This window comes from Pseudomonas sp. FP2309, from assembly GCF_030687575.1.
Taxonomy (GTDB): domain Bacteria; phylum Pseudomonadota; class Gammaproteobacteria; order Pseudomonadales; family Pseudomonadaceae; genus Aquipseudomonas.
In genome coordinates this window covers 5,063,912-5,080,318 of the sequence record NZ_CP117439.1, presented here as the reverse complement: position 1 = coordinate 5,080,318, position 16,407 = coordinate 5,063,912, and the positions used below count along the sequence as shown (strand labels likewise).

Below are 16,407 nucleotides of genomic sequence, written 5' to 3'. Positions count from 1 at the left end.
TGTTTTTCAGAGGTGAACGACGGCGAGGTCCAAGCGCCCGTAGTCGTTGTCGTTGTGATCGCTGCGCGGCGGTACGTGGTGGGTTTTCATCACTTGGTCGCCCTGCAGGGTTTCCAGGTGGATATCGAAACCCCACAGCCGATGCAGGTGCTTGAGCACTTCCTCGGTGGAGTCGCCCAGAGGTTTGCGGTCGTGCTGCTGATGACGCAGGGTCAGCGAGCGGTCGCCTCGCACATCGATGCTGTAGATCTGCACGTTGGGTTCGCGGTTACCCAGGTTGTATTGCGCCGCGAGGGTTTCGCGGATGGTGCGGTAGCCGGGTTCGTCGTGGATGGCCGGCACGACCAGATCGTCCTTAAGGTCGTCATCCAGGATGCTGAACAGCTTGAGATCGCGAATTACCTTGGGTGACAGGTACTGCAGGATGAAACTCTCGTCCTTGAAGCTGCTCATGGCGAATTTGATGGTGGAAAGCCAATCGCTGCCGGCGATTTCCGGGAACCAGCGACGGTCTTCCTCGGTGGGGTGTTCGCACATGCGCCGAATGTCGCGGTACATGGCAAAGCCCAGTGCGTAAGGGTTGATACCGCTGTAATAGGGGCTGTCGAAGCCGGGCTGGAACACCACGCTCGTATGTGAGGTAAGAAATTCCATCATGAAGCCATCGGTGACCAAGCCTTCGTCATACAGGTCGTTCATCAGGGTGTAATGCCAGAACGTCGCCCAGCCTTCGTTCATCACCTGGGTCTGGCGCTGTGGATAAAAGTACTGGGCAATCTTACGCACGATGCGCACGATTTCGCGCTGCCATGGCTCCAGCAACGGCGCGTGTTTTTCCAGAAAATACAGGATGTTTTCCTGGGGTTCGGCGGGGAAGCGTGCATTGTCCTTGTCGCTGTTCTTGTCGGCCCGCTTGGGGATGGTGCGCCAGAGATCGTTGATCTGTTTCTGCAGGTGCTCTTCGCGTTCCTTCTGACGCAGGCGTTCTTCCTCGGCCGAAATGGGGTAGGGGCGTTTGTAGCGGTCGACCCCGTAGTTCATCAGGGCATGGCAGGAGTCGAGCAAGTCCTCCACCGCGTCGATACCGTGGCGCTCTTCGCACTGCATGATGTACTGCTTGGCGAATACCAGGTAGTCGATGATCGAACTGGCATCGGTCCAGGTGCGGAACAGGTAGTTGCCCTTGAAAAAACTGTTATGCCCATAGCAGGCATGGGCCACCACCAGCGCCTGCATGCAGATGGTGTTTTCCTCCATCAGGTAGGCGATGCACGGGTCGGAGTTGATCACGATCTCGTAGGCCAGGCCCATCTGGCCGCGGCTATAGGACTTTTCGGTGCTGAGGAAGTGTTTGCCATAGGACCAGTGGTGGTAACCCAGCGGCATGCCGACTGAGGCATATGCATCCATCATTTGCTCGGCCGTGATCACTTCAATCTGGTTGGGGTAGGTATCCAGGGCATAACCGGCCGCGATGCGGCTGATTTCCCGGTCATAGGCCTGGATCAGTTCAAAGGTCCATTCGGAACCGGTGGAGATGGGTTGGCGCTTAGTCTCTTTTTTGGCGGTCATGTCACTAACCTGCGCTGGAAGAGTTCACGGAAGACCGGATAGATATCGCCGGCCGAGACCAGTTGCTGTTGGGCGAACGTATCGGCAAAGGCTTCGCCGATGCGCTCGTATTCAAACCACAGGGCCTGGTGCTCACGAGGGGTAATTTCAACGTAGGTGTAGTACTGCACAAATGGCATGATCTGGTTGATCAGGATGTCGCGGCAGATCGGCGAGTCGTCGTTCCAGTTGTCGCCGTCGGAGGCCTGGGCGGCGTAGATGTTCCACTCGTTGGCCGGGTAGCGTTCGGCCATGATCTCCTGCATCAGCTTCAGTGCGCTGGATACGATGGTGCCGCCGGTTTCCCGTGAATAAAAGAACTCCTCTTCATCTACCTCTCGGGCACTGGTGTGATGGCGGATGAACACGACATCGATCTTGTCGTAGTTCCGCTTCAGAAACAGGTACAGCAGGATAAAGAAGCGCTTGGCGATATCCTTGGTGGCCTGGGTCATGGAGCCGGACACATCCATCAGGCAGAACATTACCGCCTTGGAGCTGGGGTTGGGCTGTTTGACCAGCAGATTGTATTTAAGGTCGAAGGTATCGAGGAAAGGCACGCGACGAATACGCGCGCTGAGTTTCTCGATTTCCGCCTCGATTTCCTGAATATCACCGAAGTTATCCGGCTCTTCGCGCTTTAAACGCTCCAACTCCTCCTTGGCCGCCTTGAGCTTTGCGCGACTGCTGCCCGAGAGGGCGATACGCCGTGCATGGGCCGAGCGCAGGGTGCGGATGATATTGATACGCGAGGGGTTGCCCTCGTTGCTGATCCCGGCGCGAACGGTCTTGAAGGTGTCGGTTCCAGTCAGGTTGCGTTTGACCAAGTTGGGCAGTTCCAGGTCCTCGAACATGAATTCGAGGAATTCTTCCTGGGTGATCTGGAACACGAACTCGTCCATGCCTTCGCCGGAGTTACCCGCCTTGCCCGGGCCTTTGCCACCGCCGCCGCCTTGGGGACGCTGGATATGTTCGCCGGTCGTGAACTCCTTGTTGCCGGGGTGTACGACGGTCTGCTTGCCGCCTCTGCCGTGGTGCAGGACCGGTTCATCGATATCCCGTCCGGGAATGCTGATTTGCTCGCCATGCTCCATGTCGGTGATGGAGCGGCGGCTGACGGCCTCTTCTACGGCCTTTTTGATGTGGTCACGGTAACGCCGCAGGAAACGCTGGCGGTTTACCGTGCTCTTGTTCTTGCCATTGAGGCGTCGGTCGATCACATAGCTCATAGGCCCCTCCGGGGAGCTTCAAGTCGTAAGCGTCAAGCTGCAAGAGAGGGCCCGCTGATTTTTGAATCAGTGGCTTTACCCTTGCAGCTTGTCGCTAGAAGCTTGCAGCTGCTTTTCTCACTGCGATTTCCGGACCCGTAGGTACCATTCCGACAGAAGCCGTACCTGTTTGTCGGTGTAGCCACGCTCGACCATTCGTGTGACGAAGTCGTTGTGTTTTTGCTGATCCTCCTTGCTGGCCTTGGCGTTGAAGCTGATGACGGGCAGCAGGTCTTCGGTGTTGGAGAACATTTTCTTCTCGATGACCACCCGCAGCTTCTCGTAGCTGAGCCAGGTCGGGTTTTTACCGTTGTTGTTGGCACGGGCGCGCAGCACGAAGTTGACGATCTCGTTGCGGAAATCCTTCGGATTACTGATGCCAGCCGGTTTTTCGATCTTCTCCAGTTCTTCGTTAAGAGCCACGCGGTTGAGAATTTCGCCGGTTTCCGGGTCGCGGTATTCCTGGTCCTGGATCCAGAAGTCGGCGTACAGCACGTAGCGATCGAAGATGTTTTGGCCGTATTCGCTGTAGGACTCCAGGTACGCAGTCTGGATTTCCTTGCCGATGAACTCGATATAGCGCGGTGCCAGGTATTCCTTGAGGAAGCGCAGGTAGCGCTCGCGGGTTTCGGCCTGGAACTGCTCCTGTTCGATCTGCTGCTCCAGCACATAGAGCAGGTGCACCGGGTTGGCGGCGATCTCGTGGGGGTCGAAGTTAAAGACTTTGGACAGGATCTTGAATGCGAACCGAGTGGACAACCCGTTCATGCCCTCGTCCACGCCTGCGGTGTCGCGGTACTCCTGGATCGACTTGGCCTTGGGGTCGGTGTCCTTGAGGTTTTCGCCGTCATACACACGCATCTTGGAATAGATGTTCGAGTTTTCGGGCTCCTTGAGGCGCGACAGGACCGTGAACTGGGCGAGCATCTTCAGGGTGTCGGGCGCGCAATGGGCCTTGGCCAGAGAGCTGTTGAACAGCAGCTTGTCGTAGATCTTGATCTCATCGCTGACCCGCAGGCAGTACGGCACCTTGACGATGTAGATCCGGTCGATAAACGCTTCGTTGTTCTTGTTGTTGCGGAAGGTGTGCCACTCCGACTCGTTGGAGTGGGCCAGCAGAATCCCGGTGAATGGGATCGCGCCCAGGCCCTCGGTGCTGTTGTAGTTGCCTTCCTGAGTGGCAGTGAGCAGCGGGTGCAGCACCTTGATCGGTGCCTTGAACATCTCGACGAACTCCATCAGGCCCTGGTTGGCCCGGCACAGTGCGCCCGAGTAGCTGTAGGCGTCGGCGTCGTTCTGTGGGAATTCTTCGAGCTTGCGGATATCGACCTTGCCCACCAGCGCCGAAATATCCTGGTTGTTCTCATCCCCCGGTTCGGTCTTGGCCACGCCGATCTGGTTGAGGATGGAGGGATAGAGTTTCACCACGCGGAATTGGCTGATATCGCCGCCGAACTCGGCCAGTCGCTTGGTAGCCCAGGGCGACATGATGGTATTGAGGTAGCGCCGCGGGATGCCGAAGTCTTCTTCGAGGATTGCGCCATCTTCCGTGGCGTTGAACAGGCCCAGGGGCGACTCGAAGACCGGTGAGCCCTTAATGGCATAGAAGGGTACTTTCTCGATCAGTTGTTTCAGCTTTTCAGCCAGGGACGACTTGCCGCCGCCGACGGGGCCGAGCAGGTAGAGGATCTGTTTCTTCTCTTCCAGGCCTTGGGCGGCATGGCGGAAGTAGGAAACGATCTGGTCGATGCATTCTTCCATGCCGTGGAAGTCTTCAAAGGCCGGATAGCGGCGGATCACCTTGTTGGAAAAGATTCGCGACAGGCGCGAGTTATTCGAGGTGTCCACCAGCTGTGGCTCGCCAATCGCCAGTAGCAGGCGTTCGGCGGCAGATGCGTAGGTGCTGCGGTCCTTTTTGCACAGCTCGAGATACTCTTGAAGTGTGAGTTCCTCCTGCTGCGTGGACTCGAAGCGTTGTTGGAAGTGGCTAAAGATACTCATGACGTCGTCACCTCGCTCGATACGTGGAGCCGACGCCGGATCTATCAGTCGATGCTGGCAACCATTGACGAACGCCAATGGCTGTTTCCCCCCAGAACACCCTAAACGCTACCGATGACCCGCACGCCGGTGTACCGGCTCTCCCCTGATTCGGATGGCCTGCGCTTAAGGATAGTTCGGAATCGGGGAGGTCAAGGCGCGATACGTAATAAGTTTGGCCGCGCCGTTCGTCAGAAACGGCGCGAGCCCAAGCATCACGTGGGGTAGCGGGGTGTGAAAAAAATTATTGCGAATCGCCAGTGGAAATTTCTGCAGGATAGGTCGCACGCCACAGTTCAAAACCACCGTCCAGGCTATAGACGTCGGAGAAGCCCTGGCTGACCAGATAGGCCGCTGCACTTTGGCTGGAGTTACCGTGGTAGCACGCCACAATCACTGGCGCGTCGAGGTCGGCGGCGCTGATGAAGTCAGCGATGTTGACGTTGTCCAGATGCCGGGCGCCGGTGATGTGGGCCGCCGAGTACGTCGGCTGGTCACGGATATCAACCACCACGGCACCTTGCTCGCGCAGGGCCAGGGCTTGTTCGGGAGGGATACGTTTGAATTCGCTCATGGCGGGCTCCTTGGCGTGGTGGCAAGCGGCATCTAGCGCTTGGCGGCAGCCGGCAGTGTAACGGGAAGTGTGGGTTCGCACCGACAGCTATGGCGCTCGCCGGAGTCGATGTTCATCAGGGTCATGGCGCCGCCCCATACGCAGCCGGTGTCGAGTGCAAACACGCCAGGCTCCTCGCAGCGACCTTCCAGAGCCGCCCAGTGGCCGAAGATGATCTTCGTGTCACGGGTCTTGCGCTCTTTGTGGGCGAACCACGGTTTGTAGCCTGGCAGGGCGGTGTCTGCGCCTTCCTTGCTCTTGAGGTCCAGCTTGCCTTCGGCGGTGCAGAAGCGCATGCGCGTGAAGTAGTTGGTGATCACCCGCAGCCGGGCAACGCCGATGAGGTCGTTGTCCCACTTCACTGGTTCGTTGCCGTACATGCCATCGAGGTAAGCGGTGTACAGGCTGTCGTCGGCCAGCGCGTGTTCGACCTCGGCGGCGCACTTGAGGGCTTTCTTCAAAGTCCACTGCGGCGGGATCCCCGCATGCACCAGCGCCATGTTGCGGCCTTCGTCGTAATGCATGATCTTTTGCCGGCGCAGCCAATCGAGCAGGTCTGCGCGATCAGGCGCTTCGAGGATCTCGCGCAGGGTGTCGCCTTTTTTAAGGCGTTCGATGTTATTCCCCGCCGCCAGCAGGTGCAGGTCGTGGTTGCCCAGTACGCAGACCAGGGAATCGCGCAGGTTATATAAGTAGCGCAGGGTTTCCAGCGACTCGGGGCCACGATTGACCAGGTCGCCGACCAACCACAGTCGATCGTTCGCCGGGTCGAAGGCCACGCGTTCAAGCAGGCACTTGAGGGGTTCCAGGCAGCCTTGCAGGTCGCCGACTGCATACGTCGCCATCAGTGCAGGGACCCCGGAACGGCGAGGCGGAACGGCGCGATGATCGCGTCGAACAGTTGGCCATCGGTGGCTTTCATCTGATACGACCCTTGCATGGTGCCGACCTTGGAGGTCATGACCGTACCGCTGCTGTAGGTGTGGCTGGCGCCAATGTCGATCAACGGTTGTTGGCCAACAACGCCTGCGCCGCGCACTTCTTCGACCTGACCATCACCGTCGGTGATGACCCAGTGGCGTGACAACAGCTTGGCGGGTACCAGCCCGTTGTTTTTCACCGTGACGGTGTAGGCAAAGGCGAAGCGATTGTGTTCGGGTTGCGATTGGTCCGCCAGGAAGCGGGTGACGACGCTGACGTCGATCTGGTAGCGAGGATCGGACATGCAAGAGGCCTTAAAAGCAAAAGCGGAGGACAGCAGATGCGGATCAGTCTAGGCCAAGAGGTGGGCACTAGGCCAGACATGTGTCCGGCCTGTACACGAGGTGATCAGTCGGCCGCGGGCGCAGGCTGAATGGCAAGCTGGTCGGCGAGGCGCACGAACGCGGCCAGGTCCAGTTGCTCGGGGCGCAGGCTGCCGTCGACACCGGCTGCTTCGATTTCAGCATTGCTCAACAGGGCCTTGAGCGTGTTGCGCAGGGTCTTGCGGCGTTGGTTGAACGCTTCGCGCACCACACGCTCCAGCAGTTTGTGGTCCTTGGCGGGGTGCGGCAACACGGCATGCGGCACCAGGCGCACGATGGCCGAGTCGACCTTCGGTGGCGGGTTGAATGCACCTGGACCAACGTTGAACAGGTGTTCGACGCGGCAGTGGTACTGAACCATGATCGACAAACGGCCCCAATCACCGCCCCCAGGGCCCGCGGCCAGACGTTCGACCACTTCTTTTTGCAGCATGAAGTGCATGTCGCGGATGATCCCTGCGTTGTTCAACAGGTGAAAAATCAGCGGTGTGGAGATGTTGTACGGCAGGTTGCCCACCACGCGCAGGCTGTTGGGCGCGGCGTTGAGGGTGTTGAAGTCGAACTTCAGTGCATCGCCCTGGTGCAGGTTGAAGTTGGATTTGCCGGCGAACTGCTGATTGAGGATTGGGATCAGGTCCTTGTCCAGTTCAACCACGTCCAACTGTCCACCGCTGGCCAGCAGGCCCTGGGTCAGTGCGCCCTGGCCCGGGCCGATTTCCAGCAGGCGGTCTTCGGGCTTGGCATGGATGGAGCGCAGGATCCGGTCGATCACGCCAGCGTCGTGCAGGAAGTTTTGCCCGAAACGCTTGCGCGCCCGGTGTTGGTAATGCTCGGTCATATACGGGTCTCGGCCATCTGATAGGCGGTTTCCAGGGCCACGTGCAGGCTGCCGGTATCGATCTTGCCGCTGCCTGCCAGGTCCAGGGCGGTGCCATGGTCGACGGAGGTACGGATGATCGGCAGGCCCAGTGTCACGTTGACGGCGGCGCCGAAGCCTTTGTATTTCAGCACCGGCAGCCCCTGGTCGTGGTACATCGCCAGCACTGCGTCGCAGTGCTCCAGATATTTGGGGGTAAACAGAGTGTCGGCAGGCAATGGGCCACGCAGGTCCATGCCTTCTTGGCGCAGACGCTCCAGGGTTGGTTCGATGATGTCGATTTCTTCATGGCCCAAATGACCGCCCTCACCGGCGTGGGGGTTAAGCCCACAGACCAGGATGCGCGGTTGGGCGATGCCGAATTTGTGTTGCAGGTCGGCATGCAGGATGCGCGTCACGCGCTCCAGGCGTTCGACGGTAATGGCGTCGGCAATCTCACGCAGTGGCAGATGCGTGGTCACCAGGGCGACTCGCAGGCCGCGCGTGGCCAGCATCATGACGACTTGAGCGGTATGGGTCAGTTCGGCGAGAAACTCGGTGTGGCCGGAAAAAGCGATGCCGGATTCGTTGATCACGCCTTTGTGTACCGGGGCGGTGATCATGCCGGCGAAGACGCCATCAATGCAGCCTTGGCCTGCGCGGGTCAGGGTTTCGAGCACGAACGCCGCGTTGGCCTTGTCCAGTTGCCCGGCAACCACCTTGGCCTGCAGCGGGGTGTCCCACACGTACAGGCTGCCGGCCGGTGCGGGCAGGTCGGGCCAATTTCCGGGCGCAGCGTCCAGCAAATTGACAGCCACGCCCAGCTGCGCGGCCCGCTCAAGGAGCAGGTCGCGGCTGGTAATGGCAATCAGGGGGTGTGGCTGGGCGTGCGAGGCGAGCAGCAGGCACAGGTCTGGGCCAATGCCGGCCGGCTCGCCGGGTGTTACCGCGAAACGCTGGGGTTTCACTGTACTGCCTGGTCGGTGCCTGTTTGCCCGGCGCCTGGCAGCTTGTTCTCGACGTAGGCTTCGTCACGGATCTGGCGCAACCACGTTTGCAGCTCTTCGTCGTATTTGCGGTTACGCAATACGTTGAGTGCCTGTTGCTCGCGGGCCTGGCTGGTGTTGTCGGTGGCGCGACGGCCAAGAACTTCCAGCACGTGCCAGCCATATTGAGTCTTGAACGGCTTGGACAGCACGCCTTGCGGCGTATCGGCCATCACTTGCTGGAACTCGGGAACCAGTGCTTTCGGGTCGATCCAGTTCAAGTCGCCGCCGTTGAGGGCTGAACCTGGGTCTTCGGAGAAGCTTTTGGCCAGGGTGGCGAAGTCTTCACCGCTTTCAATGCGGTCATAGATCTTCTGTGCCAGTTCCTTGGTTTGCGCTTCGGTACGGATTTCGCTCGGTTTGACCAGGATATGACGAACATGCACTTCGTCTTTCAGCGAGGTCTCGCCGCCGCGGCGCTCCAGCAGCTTCAGGATGATGAAACCACCTGGAGTGCGTGCCGGCTGGGTGATACCACCGACTTCCATGGCGCTCAGTTCGCGGTCGAACGGAGGTGGCAGTTGAGCGGCTTTACGCCAGCCCATGTCACCGCCTTCAAGGGCGTTGTCGCTGCCGGACTGGGCGATGGCCATTTGCGCGAAATCAGCACCGGCCTTCAGACGATCATAGATTGCCTTGGTTTTGGCAGCGGCGGCATTGAGCTGCTCGGAGTTGGCGCTGTCCGGGGTCGGAATCAGGATATTGGCCAGGTGCAGTTCTTCGGAAAGCTGCATCTTGCCAAGGTCCGACGCCAGGAAGTTCTTCACCTCCTGCTCGGACACCTGAACCCGCTCGGCCACACGGCGCTGACGCACACGGCTGATGATCATTTCGCGACGGATCTGGTCACGGGCGTCTTCATACGACAGGCCATCGCGAGCCAGGGCCGCGCGGAACTGATCGATGCTCATGTTGTTGCGCTGGGCAATAGTGCCGACGGCCTGGTTCAGTTCCTCGTCCGAAATACGGATGCCGGAACGATCACCGATCTGCAATTGCAGGTTTTCGACGATCAGACGTTCCAGCACCTGTTGGTCCAGGACGCTGGTCGGCGGCACGCCGCCGCCACGCTTGGCGATGGTCTGCTGAACTTCCTTGACCCGTTGGTCCAGTTGGCTCTGCATGATCACGTCGTTATCGACGATGGCCACCACTTTATCCAGCTGTTGAACCGCAGCGTGTGCCGATGCGGTCCCCAGGAACAGCGCGCCCAGTACGAGCGGGCGCAGACAATCAGAAAGCTTGGTCTTCACGTTCACGATAACCTTCAATGCCTTTGTCGAGGAAGCTCTCTACCTTGGCGCCGGTCAGGCCGCCGAGTCCTTTGAGGACGATTTGCAGGAAGAGCCCGTGGTCACCCTTTTCGTTAAGCGGGGCGATCTGGCTGTATTCGTCGTTGGAAACCCAGTAACGGTTGATGACGCGCAGTTTCCAGCAGCAGTTGTCGTACTCGAAACCACCAAAGGCTTCCAAGGTACGGTTGCGAGCGTAGTCATACTGCCAGCGGGTGATCAGATTCCACTGGGGAATGATCGGCCACATCATCGAGAAGTCGTGTTGCTGGATTTTGTAGTAATCCTTCACGAAGTTCGGATCACCCGGCTGACCATAGTCACCACCGAACTGCCATTTGCCGGTCAGCTGGTTGTAGACGACCTGGTCGTTACGATAGCGATAACCGACGTTGATGATCTTGTTCGGGTTGTCTTCCGGCTGGTAGTGAAGCATTGCGCTGCCGGAACGAGGGCTGTGCTCCTCGGTGTCCCAGTTGTAGTCGGCCGTGGCACGCCAGTCGCGGTTGAAACGGAACTCGTAGTCCAGGGCAACCGGCGATACATCGGACTGCGCGTCGGCGCGGTCGGCGGCCAGAACACCCGGCAATTGAACTTCACGATCCTTGAAGTACAGCGCCTGGCCCACGGCTACGCGTTGACGCTCGAAGCCGTTGTCTTCGATCCAGCGGCTGGTCACGCCCAGCGACAGCTTGTTCTCGTCGCCGATGCGGTCGGAACCGCTGAAGCGGTTGTCGCGGAACAGCGAGGCGTAGCTGAACGAGTATTCACTGCTGTCGAAGACCGGGATATCCGCCTGGTCCTTGTTCGGCACGTACAGGTAGAACGCACGCGGCTCAAGGGTCTGGCGATAGTCCTTGCCGAACCAGTTGGTGTTGCGATCGAAGTACAGACCGCTGTCGACACTGGCCACCGGAACCGCACGGTCCTGGGAGCTCTTGAAGGTGCCGCCCGCATACGGGGTGCCTGCCGCCACGGACGCAGCCTGGTCAGCAATGATCTGGTTCTTGCCGATGCTGTCCAGGTCCAAATCGTACTTGGTATAGACGTACTTGAGCTTCGGCGTTACGAAACCGTAGGTCGAGTTCATCGGGTATTCGACGGCTGGTGCTACGTTCAGGCGTGTGCCGTTGGCGCGGGTGAGGCCGCGGACAAAGGTGTCCAGTCGAGCCGATGCCACGCCGTCCTGGTCTTTAAACGTGCCGTTTTCCAGGTCGCGATTGAAGCGCACGGCTTCGGTCTCGTAGCTGAAATTCAGGCCGCCCGGATGGTAGGGCAGGGTGCCGTTGAAGGTGATCTGCGGCAGACGATCGTACGGCGTGACTTGGGAAATGGTCGCCAGTTGGTAAGCCTGAAGGTTCAGGCGTGCCCGGAAGGTGTCACCGCGATACGTCACGGAGCCCTGCTGGTTGACGTAATCGCGACTCTCGACGCCTTCCTGGTTGGACTTCAGGTCCTGGAAGAAGTAAGGGTCGCTGATCGTGGTGTAGTCGACCTGCGTCATTACACGCGAATCCAACCCGCCTTTGTGCTGCCAGTTGAGCATGTAGCGGGTTTTTTCGTAATCGGTCTGCAGCTTGCGTTCGTCGTTGTCGTCGTTCAGGTACGCGCCGCCGAACTGACCTTCGCTGGACTTGGTGAGGTAGCGGAATTCGCCTTCCATCATCATGCCGCGCTTGGTCATGTATTGCGGGTACAACGTAGCGTCGTAGTTCGGCGCCAGGTTGAAGTAGTACGGCGTGAGCAAGGTAAAGCCGGTTTCGCTGCCGGTGCTGAAGCTTGGCGGCAGGAAGCCGGACTGACGACGATCGTCGATCGGGAAATAGATGTAAGGGGTGTACAGGATCGGGATGTTCTTGATCCGCAACGTCGCGTTGGTCGCCGTACCGAAACCGGTGGCCGGGTTCAACGTAATGTTGTTGCCCTTGAGCTGCCAGGCGTTGCTGTCCGGCTCGCAGGTGGTGTACGTACCGTCCTTGAGACGGATGATCGCGTTTTCGGCGCGCTTGGCGTACAGCGCGTTACCGCGGATGCGCGACTTGTGCAGCACGTATTCGGCGTTGTCGATCTGCGCCGCACCGGTATCCAGCTGAACTTCGGCGTGGTCGCCGACGATCAGGGCGCCGTTATCGCGCAAGCGAACATTACCGTTCAGCTCGCCGCGGCTTTCGGCCTGATACAGGCTGGCTTCTTCAGATTCCAGCTGCATGCTGCCCTGGCGCATGACGACGTCACCGGCCAGGGTCGCGACTTGCTGTTCCTGCTCGTAACGAGAGGCTTTGGCGCCGATGAAGGTGGGCGCATCGCTCTTGTTCGTCTTGTCGTTCATGCCAGGACGAGTCGGCTCGATGTACGCACCGCCGCAATAAGGACCGGTTTCGGCCAGTTGGGCCGCGGTCAACTTATCACGAGGTACCCAGTCCAAGTGGCTGTAGTCGGCACTGCGCGAGCGCAGGCCACGGCCCTTGGATTCGGTGACCAGTGCGGTCTTGGGCTCGGCCGCGGCCGTGCCACCAGCGTCGGCCTGCGCCGTGCTGTTGGCCGAGCTGACGGCAGCGCCGTCATGCACCGGGCGCGGTGGCAACGGGGCTGCGGCGGTTTTCGGCGCGCAATCCCAGGCACCCGAAGCAGAGACTGTGCAGTCATACTGTTCCGCGGCGACCACGAATGAGGTGGCGAAGGGTTGCAAGGCCAGCAGACTGCCGGTTACCAGCAACGGAAATTTTCTACGAAACGCGGGGGATTTCAATGCCATCTTATTAGTCCGGGCTTCCTGCGTGCCATCTGCCCGCGGTTTGGGCCGCACGCCTCTCGATGGTCTGAAAAAGATGCGTGATAATAAAGCATGCCCCGCTTGACGGCTAGCGCCGTCGGAGACCCTTGTAATGCCCGAGCAAGATCTACGTTTACAACAGCTGGAAGTCTGGCTGGATGAGCAGTTGCCGATCCTTTTCAACGCTCAAGACTGGGGCCTCGTACCCCCGGCCACATTGACCGCGGCCAGCAGCGACGCGAGTTTCAGGCGTTACTTCCGCTGGGAAGGTGGCGGCCGGACTTTCGTGGTGATGGACGCTCCACCGCCCCAGGAAAACTGCAAACCCTTCGTCGATATCGCTCATTTATTGGCAAAGTCAGGCATAAATGTTCCAAAAATTTATGCAGAAGATTTGCCGCGCGGCTTTCTTTTGCTCAATGACCTGGGCACAAAAACCTACTTGGACGTGATCGACGAGCAAAATGCCGATCAATTGTTTGCCGATGCGATCGACGCGCTGCTGGCATTCCAGCAGTTGCCGATGGACGCACCGCTGCCCAGCTATGACGTCGCCTTGCTGCGCCGTGAGCTGGAGCTCTTCCCAGAGTGGTACGTGCGCAGGCATTTGGGTGTCGAGCTGGACGCACAGCAACAGGCATGCTGGCAGCGGGTCAGCGATCGCCTGATCGACAGCGCGCTGGCGCAGCCCAAAGTGCTGGTGCACCGCGACTACATGCCGCGCAACCTGATGATCAGCGAGCCGAACCCCGGCGTGCTGGATTTCCAGGACGCGGTCTATGGCCCGGTCACCTACGACATCACTTGCCTGTTCAAGGATGCCTTCCTCAGTTGGTCCCAGGCCCGTGTGCGCGAATGGCAGCGCGGTTATTGGGAGCGCGCTGCGGAACTGGGCATCCCGGTACAGCGCGACTTCGAAGACTTCCTGCGTGCCAGCGACCTGATGGGCGTGCAGCGTCACCTCAAGGTCATCGGCATTTTTGCGCGTATTTGCCACCGCGACGGTAAGCCACGCTACCTGGCAGACGTGCCGCGCTTCTTTGCTTATATAGAAGCGGTGCTGGCTGACCGCCCGGAGCTGAGTGACTTGGCTGAGTTGTTGAGCAGCCTGCGCCAATCCGCCGAGGCCACGGTATGAAGGCCATGATCCTGGCTGCCGGCAAAGGCGAGCGGATGCGTCCGCTCACCTTGCACACGCCCAAGCCGCTGGTGCAGGCCGGCGGTAAGCGCCTGATCGAGTATCACCTGGAGGCGCTGGCCAAGGCCGGCTTCAGCGATATTGTGATCAACCATGCCTGGCTCGGCCAGCAGATCGAAAACTACCTGGGCGACGGCGCGCAGTTTGGCCTGCGTATCCGGTATTCCCCTGAGGGCGAGCCGCTGGAAACCGGCGGCGGGATTTTCCAGGCCTTGCCGTTGCTGGGGGGCGAGCCGTTTCTGGTGGTCAATGGTGATATCTGGACCGACTACGACTTCGCTCGGCTCAAGCAACCGCTCAACGGCCTGGCGCACCTGGTGATGGTCGACAACCCCGCACATCACCCTTCGGGTGGAGATTTCCACCTCGATCAGGGTTTGCTTCATGATGCGGCGCCCGGTGCCGATAACCTGACCTTCAGTGGCATTTCAGTGCTCGACCCCAGGTTGTTCGAGGGGTGCAGCGCAGGTGCCTTCAAGCTGGCGCCGCTTTTACGGGCGGCGATGGCCAAAGGTCTGGTAACGGGGGAACACATGGCGGGACGCTGGATAGATGTCGGCACGCTGGAGCGCCTGGCGCAAGTCGAAACCCTGCTGACAGCGGGGCAGTAGCATGTTGTGGCCAGGGACGCTGATCGGCGCCGGGGCTGGCTTCGCCATTGCCAGTATTCCGGGGGCCTTGTTGGGTGCGCTGTTGGGGCAGGCGCTGGATCGTCGCCTGCAACTGCACAGCTGGGCGCAACTGCGTGAACGTCTGGGTGGGCGCCCGGCGTTGCGCAATGACGAATTGCTGTTTGTACTGCTGGGGCGCCTGGCCAAAAGCAACGGGCGGGTAGTGGATGGGCATATCCAGCAGGCGCGCCAGGAGATGCGTGCGCTGGACATGACCGAATCGGCTCAGCGCCGCGCGATCACGGCCTTCAACCGTGGCAAATCCGGCTCCGACCGCGTCCGCCGTTACCTGCGTGTGCTCAAGGCGCAGCCCCATGCCGCCGAAGGCGTGCTGCGCGCGTGCTGGCGGATGGTCTGGGCGGACGGCAGGGCCGATAACGCCGAGCGCGATCTGATCGAGCAATGGGGTAAATGGTTGGGCTGGACGCCGCAACAGCTCCAGGCTCTGGCGGCGGACTACACCCCGGAACGCAAGCCGCTGGTCAGCCGTGGTGCCAGTTATCAGGAGGCGATGCGCTTGCTCGGCGTAACGGCCACCACTGAGCCTTCGGTGATCAAACGCGCCTATCGCCGCCTGCTCAGTCGCCACCATCCGGACAAAGTGGCCGGCAGCGGCGCGAGCCCCGCGCAAGTGCTTGACGCCACTGAGCGCACCCGCGACCTGCACAACGCCTATGCGTTGATTCGCGAGCGCCGGGACTTTCGCTGATCAACGCAGGTTGATCGGTTTATCCGTTCAGTCTGTGCCGGCCTGCGGGCTCAACCAACCACGGACCCGCCGATACAACTGCTCCTGCTCGGCAGCACTGTTGCCGGGCAGTGACTTCAATGAAACCTGCTGATAGCCATCATTTTTCAAGCGTTTGGCCGCCTGGGCCCGTGCCAGGGCGTTTTTGCGTGCCAGGGCGTTGTCTTGATAGTAGATGTCGGCGGTCGGCAGTTTCAGGGCCGGGGCGAGTTGCTGCACGTCCGGGTGGCGTCCGTTGGGCGTCTGCGCCGCGACCATCACCAATTTTTGCACCTGAGACGGTTGTTTCTCGCTCAGATAACGCGCGGCCCACCAGGCTCCGGTGCCATGACCGACCAGCACCACGCTGCGTGCACTTTGAGTCTGGGCAAAGGCCACGGCGGCGTCGATACGATCGAAGATGCGTGACGCGTCGGTCTTGTCCTGCTCGTCTGCGCCCGGCACCACCGACGGGTCGGTGCCCTCGGCCTCTGCGCTGGCCGCTTGTTCGATCGGTTTGTCGGCGGTGCTTGCTTCTTTGCTGCTGGTGTCGACGGTGGCATTGGGTGCTTCCATCACCCGCGGCGGCAGTGTATCCACGCTCACGTCCGGCAGCGACAGGCTGAGGCTGCCCCAATGGGCGTCCGGCAATTTGCGCCGCAATGGGCCGATTGCTTGAGGCCAGTCAGCATTTTCACCGCGCCCAGGGACGATAATCACCACACCTTCGGGTTCGGCGCTGTTGGCCGGTTTCCACAGGGCGAGGAAGGAATCACTGCCAGCCTGCAGTTGTTGCTGTTCCTGCTGGGGAAGGGTGCGCTCCAGGGCGCTGGCCTCTTCTTGGCTGCGTTCGGGTAAAGGCTGGCGTTCGACGGGTTTTTCGGCGGCCGGCTCAGGGGCATCAGCGGCCTGTACAGAAAAGGCACTGGTAAACAGCAGCGACAGGCACAATGCTGGCAGTGCCGAACGGTTTCGAAGTGGCATCGTTAGTTTCCGGCCAGAAAAGAT

At 60.1% G+C, this 16,407-nt stretch carries 14 protein-coding genes; 3 read left to right on the top strand and 11 right to left on the bottom strand.

Annotation, left to right across the window (positions count from 1 at the left end):
- Positions 1–6 precede the first annotated feature (6 nt).
- The 10 genes from PSH59_RS23485 to PSH59_RS23440 form a co-directional block, all read right to left on the bottom strand.
- On the bottom strand, positions 7–1,572 hold the full coding sequence (locus tag PSH59_RS23485; protein ID WP_248080277.1) for a SpoVR family protein: 1,566 nt from the start codon (positions 1,570–1,572) through the stop codon (positions 7–9).
- A complete protein-coding gene (locus PSH59_RS23480; RefSeq protein ID WP_305393768.1) occupies positions 1,569–2,840 on the bottom strand; it encodes a YeaH/YhbH family protein in 1,272 nt (423 codons plus the stop codon). The genes PSH59_RS23485 and PSH59_RS23480 overlap by 4 nt, the downstream gene beginning before the upstream one ends.
- A gap of 117 nt (positions 2,841–2,957) precedes the next feature.
- On the bottom strand, positions 2,958–4,880 hold the full coding sequence (locus PSH59_RS23475) for a PrkA family serine protein kinase (protein ID WP_248080273.1): 1,923 nt from the start codon (positions 4,878–4,880) through the stop codon (positions 2,958–2,960).
- Between the two features lie 283 nt (positions 4,881–5,163).
- Complete coding sequence (glpE, locus tag PSH59_RS23470; protein ID WP_305393767.1) at positions 5,164–5,493, bottom strand: thiosulfate sulfurtransferase GlpE; 330 nt, start codon at positions 5,491–5,493, stop codon at positions 5,164–5,166.
- Between the two features lie 32 nt (positions 5,494–5,525).
- On the bottom strand, positions 5,526–6,377 hold the full coding sequence (locus tag PSH59_RS23465; RefSeq protein WP_305393766.1) for a symmetrical bis(5'-nucleosyl)-tetraphosphatase: 852 nt from the start codon (positions 6,375–6,377) through the stop codon (positions 5,526–5,528).
- Positions 6,377–6,757 (bottom strand): Co2+/Mg2+ efflux protein ApaG, encoded by a 381-nt coding sequence (gene apaG, locus PSH59_RS23460; RefSeq protein ID WP_248080267.1) that lies wholly within the window; start codon positions 6,755–6,757, stop codon positions 6,377–6,379. The genes PSH59_RS23465 and apaG overlap by 1 nt, the downstream gene beginning before the upstream one ends.
- A gap of 104 nt (positions 6,758–6,861) precedes the next feature.
- Complete coding sequence (gene rsmA / locus PSH59_RS23455) at positions 6,862–7,674, bottom strand: 16S rRNA (adenine(1518)-N(6)/adenine(1519)-N(6))-dimethyltransferase RsmA (protein ID WP_248080265.1); 813 nt, start codon at positions 7,672–7,674, stop codon at positions 6,862–6,864.
- Positions 7,671–8,660 (bottom strand): 4-hydroxythreonine-4-phosphate dehydrogenase PdxA, encoded by a 990-nt coding sequence (pdxA, locus tag PSH59_RS23450; protein ID WP_305393765.1) that lies wholly within the window; start codon positions 8,658–8,660, stop codon positions 7,671–7,673. Before pdxA ends, rsmA begins: the two co-directional genes overlap by 4 nt.
- Positions 8,657–9,997, bottom strand: coding sequence for a peptidylprolyl isomerase (locus tag PSH59_RS23445; protein WP_248080263.1), 1,341 nt, complete (start codon positions 9,995–9,997; stop codon positions 8,657–8,659). The genes pdxA and PSH59_RS23445 overlap by 4 nt, the downstream gene beginning before the upstream one ends.
- Positions 9,972–12,785, bottom strand: a complete 2,814-nt coding sequence (locus tag PSH59_RS23440) for an LPS-assembly protein LptD (RefSeq protein ID WP_305393764.1) — start codon at positions 12,783–12,785, stop codon at positions 9,972–9,974. The genes PSH59_RS23445 and PSH59_RS23440 overlap by 26 nt, the downstream gene beginning before the upstream one ends.
- Positions 12,786–12,915: 130 nt before the next feature.
- Here PSH59_RS23440 and PSH59_RS23435 point away from each other — a divergent pair, with 130 nt between their 5' ends.
- From PSH59_RS23435 to PSH59_RS23425, 3 genes are read left to right on the top strand one after another with little or no spacing between them, the layout of a single operon-like run.
- On the top strand, positions 12,916–13,941 hold the full coding sequence (locus tag PSH59_RS23435) for an aminoglycoside phosphotransferase family protein (RefSeq protein WP_305393763.1): 1,026 nt from the start codon (positions 12,916–12,918) through the stop codon (positions 13,939–13,941).
- Positions 13,938–14,612, top strand: coding sequence for an N-acetylmuramate alpha-1-phosphate uridylyltransferase MurU (gene murU, locus PSH59_RS23430; protein ID WP_248080260.1), 675 nt, complete (start codon positions 13,938–13,940; stop codon positions 14,610–14,612). The genes PSH59_RS23435 and murU overlap by 4 nt, the downstream gene beginning before the upstream one ends.
- 1 nt (position 14,613) lies before the next feature.
- Positions 14,614–15,381: a TerB family tellurite resistance protein gene (locus PSH59_RS23425; protein ID WP_305393762.1), complete on the top strand. Its 768-nt coding sequence runs from the start codon at positions 14,614–14,616 to the stop codon at positions 15,379–15,381.
- 27 nt (positions 15,382–15,408) lie between these two features.
- Here the strand turns inward: PSH59_RS23425 and PSH59_RS23420 are convergent, their stop codons facing one another.
- Complete coding sequence (locus PSH59_RS23420) at positions 15,409–16,383, bottom strand: alpha/beta hydrolase family protein (RefSeq protein ID WP_248080257.1); 975 nt, start codon at positions 16,381–16,383, stop codon at positions 15,409–15,411.
- Between the last annotated feature and the right edge of the window lie 24 nt (positions 16,384–16,407).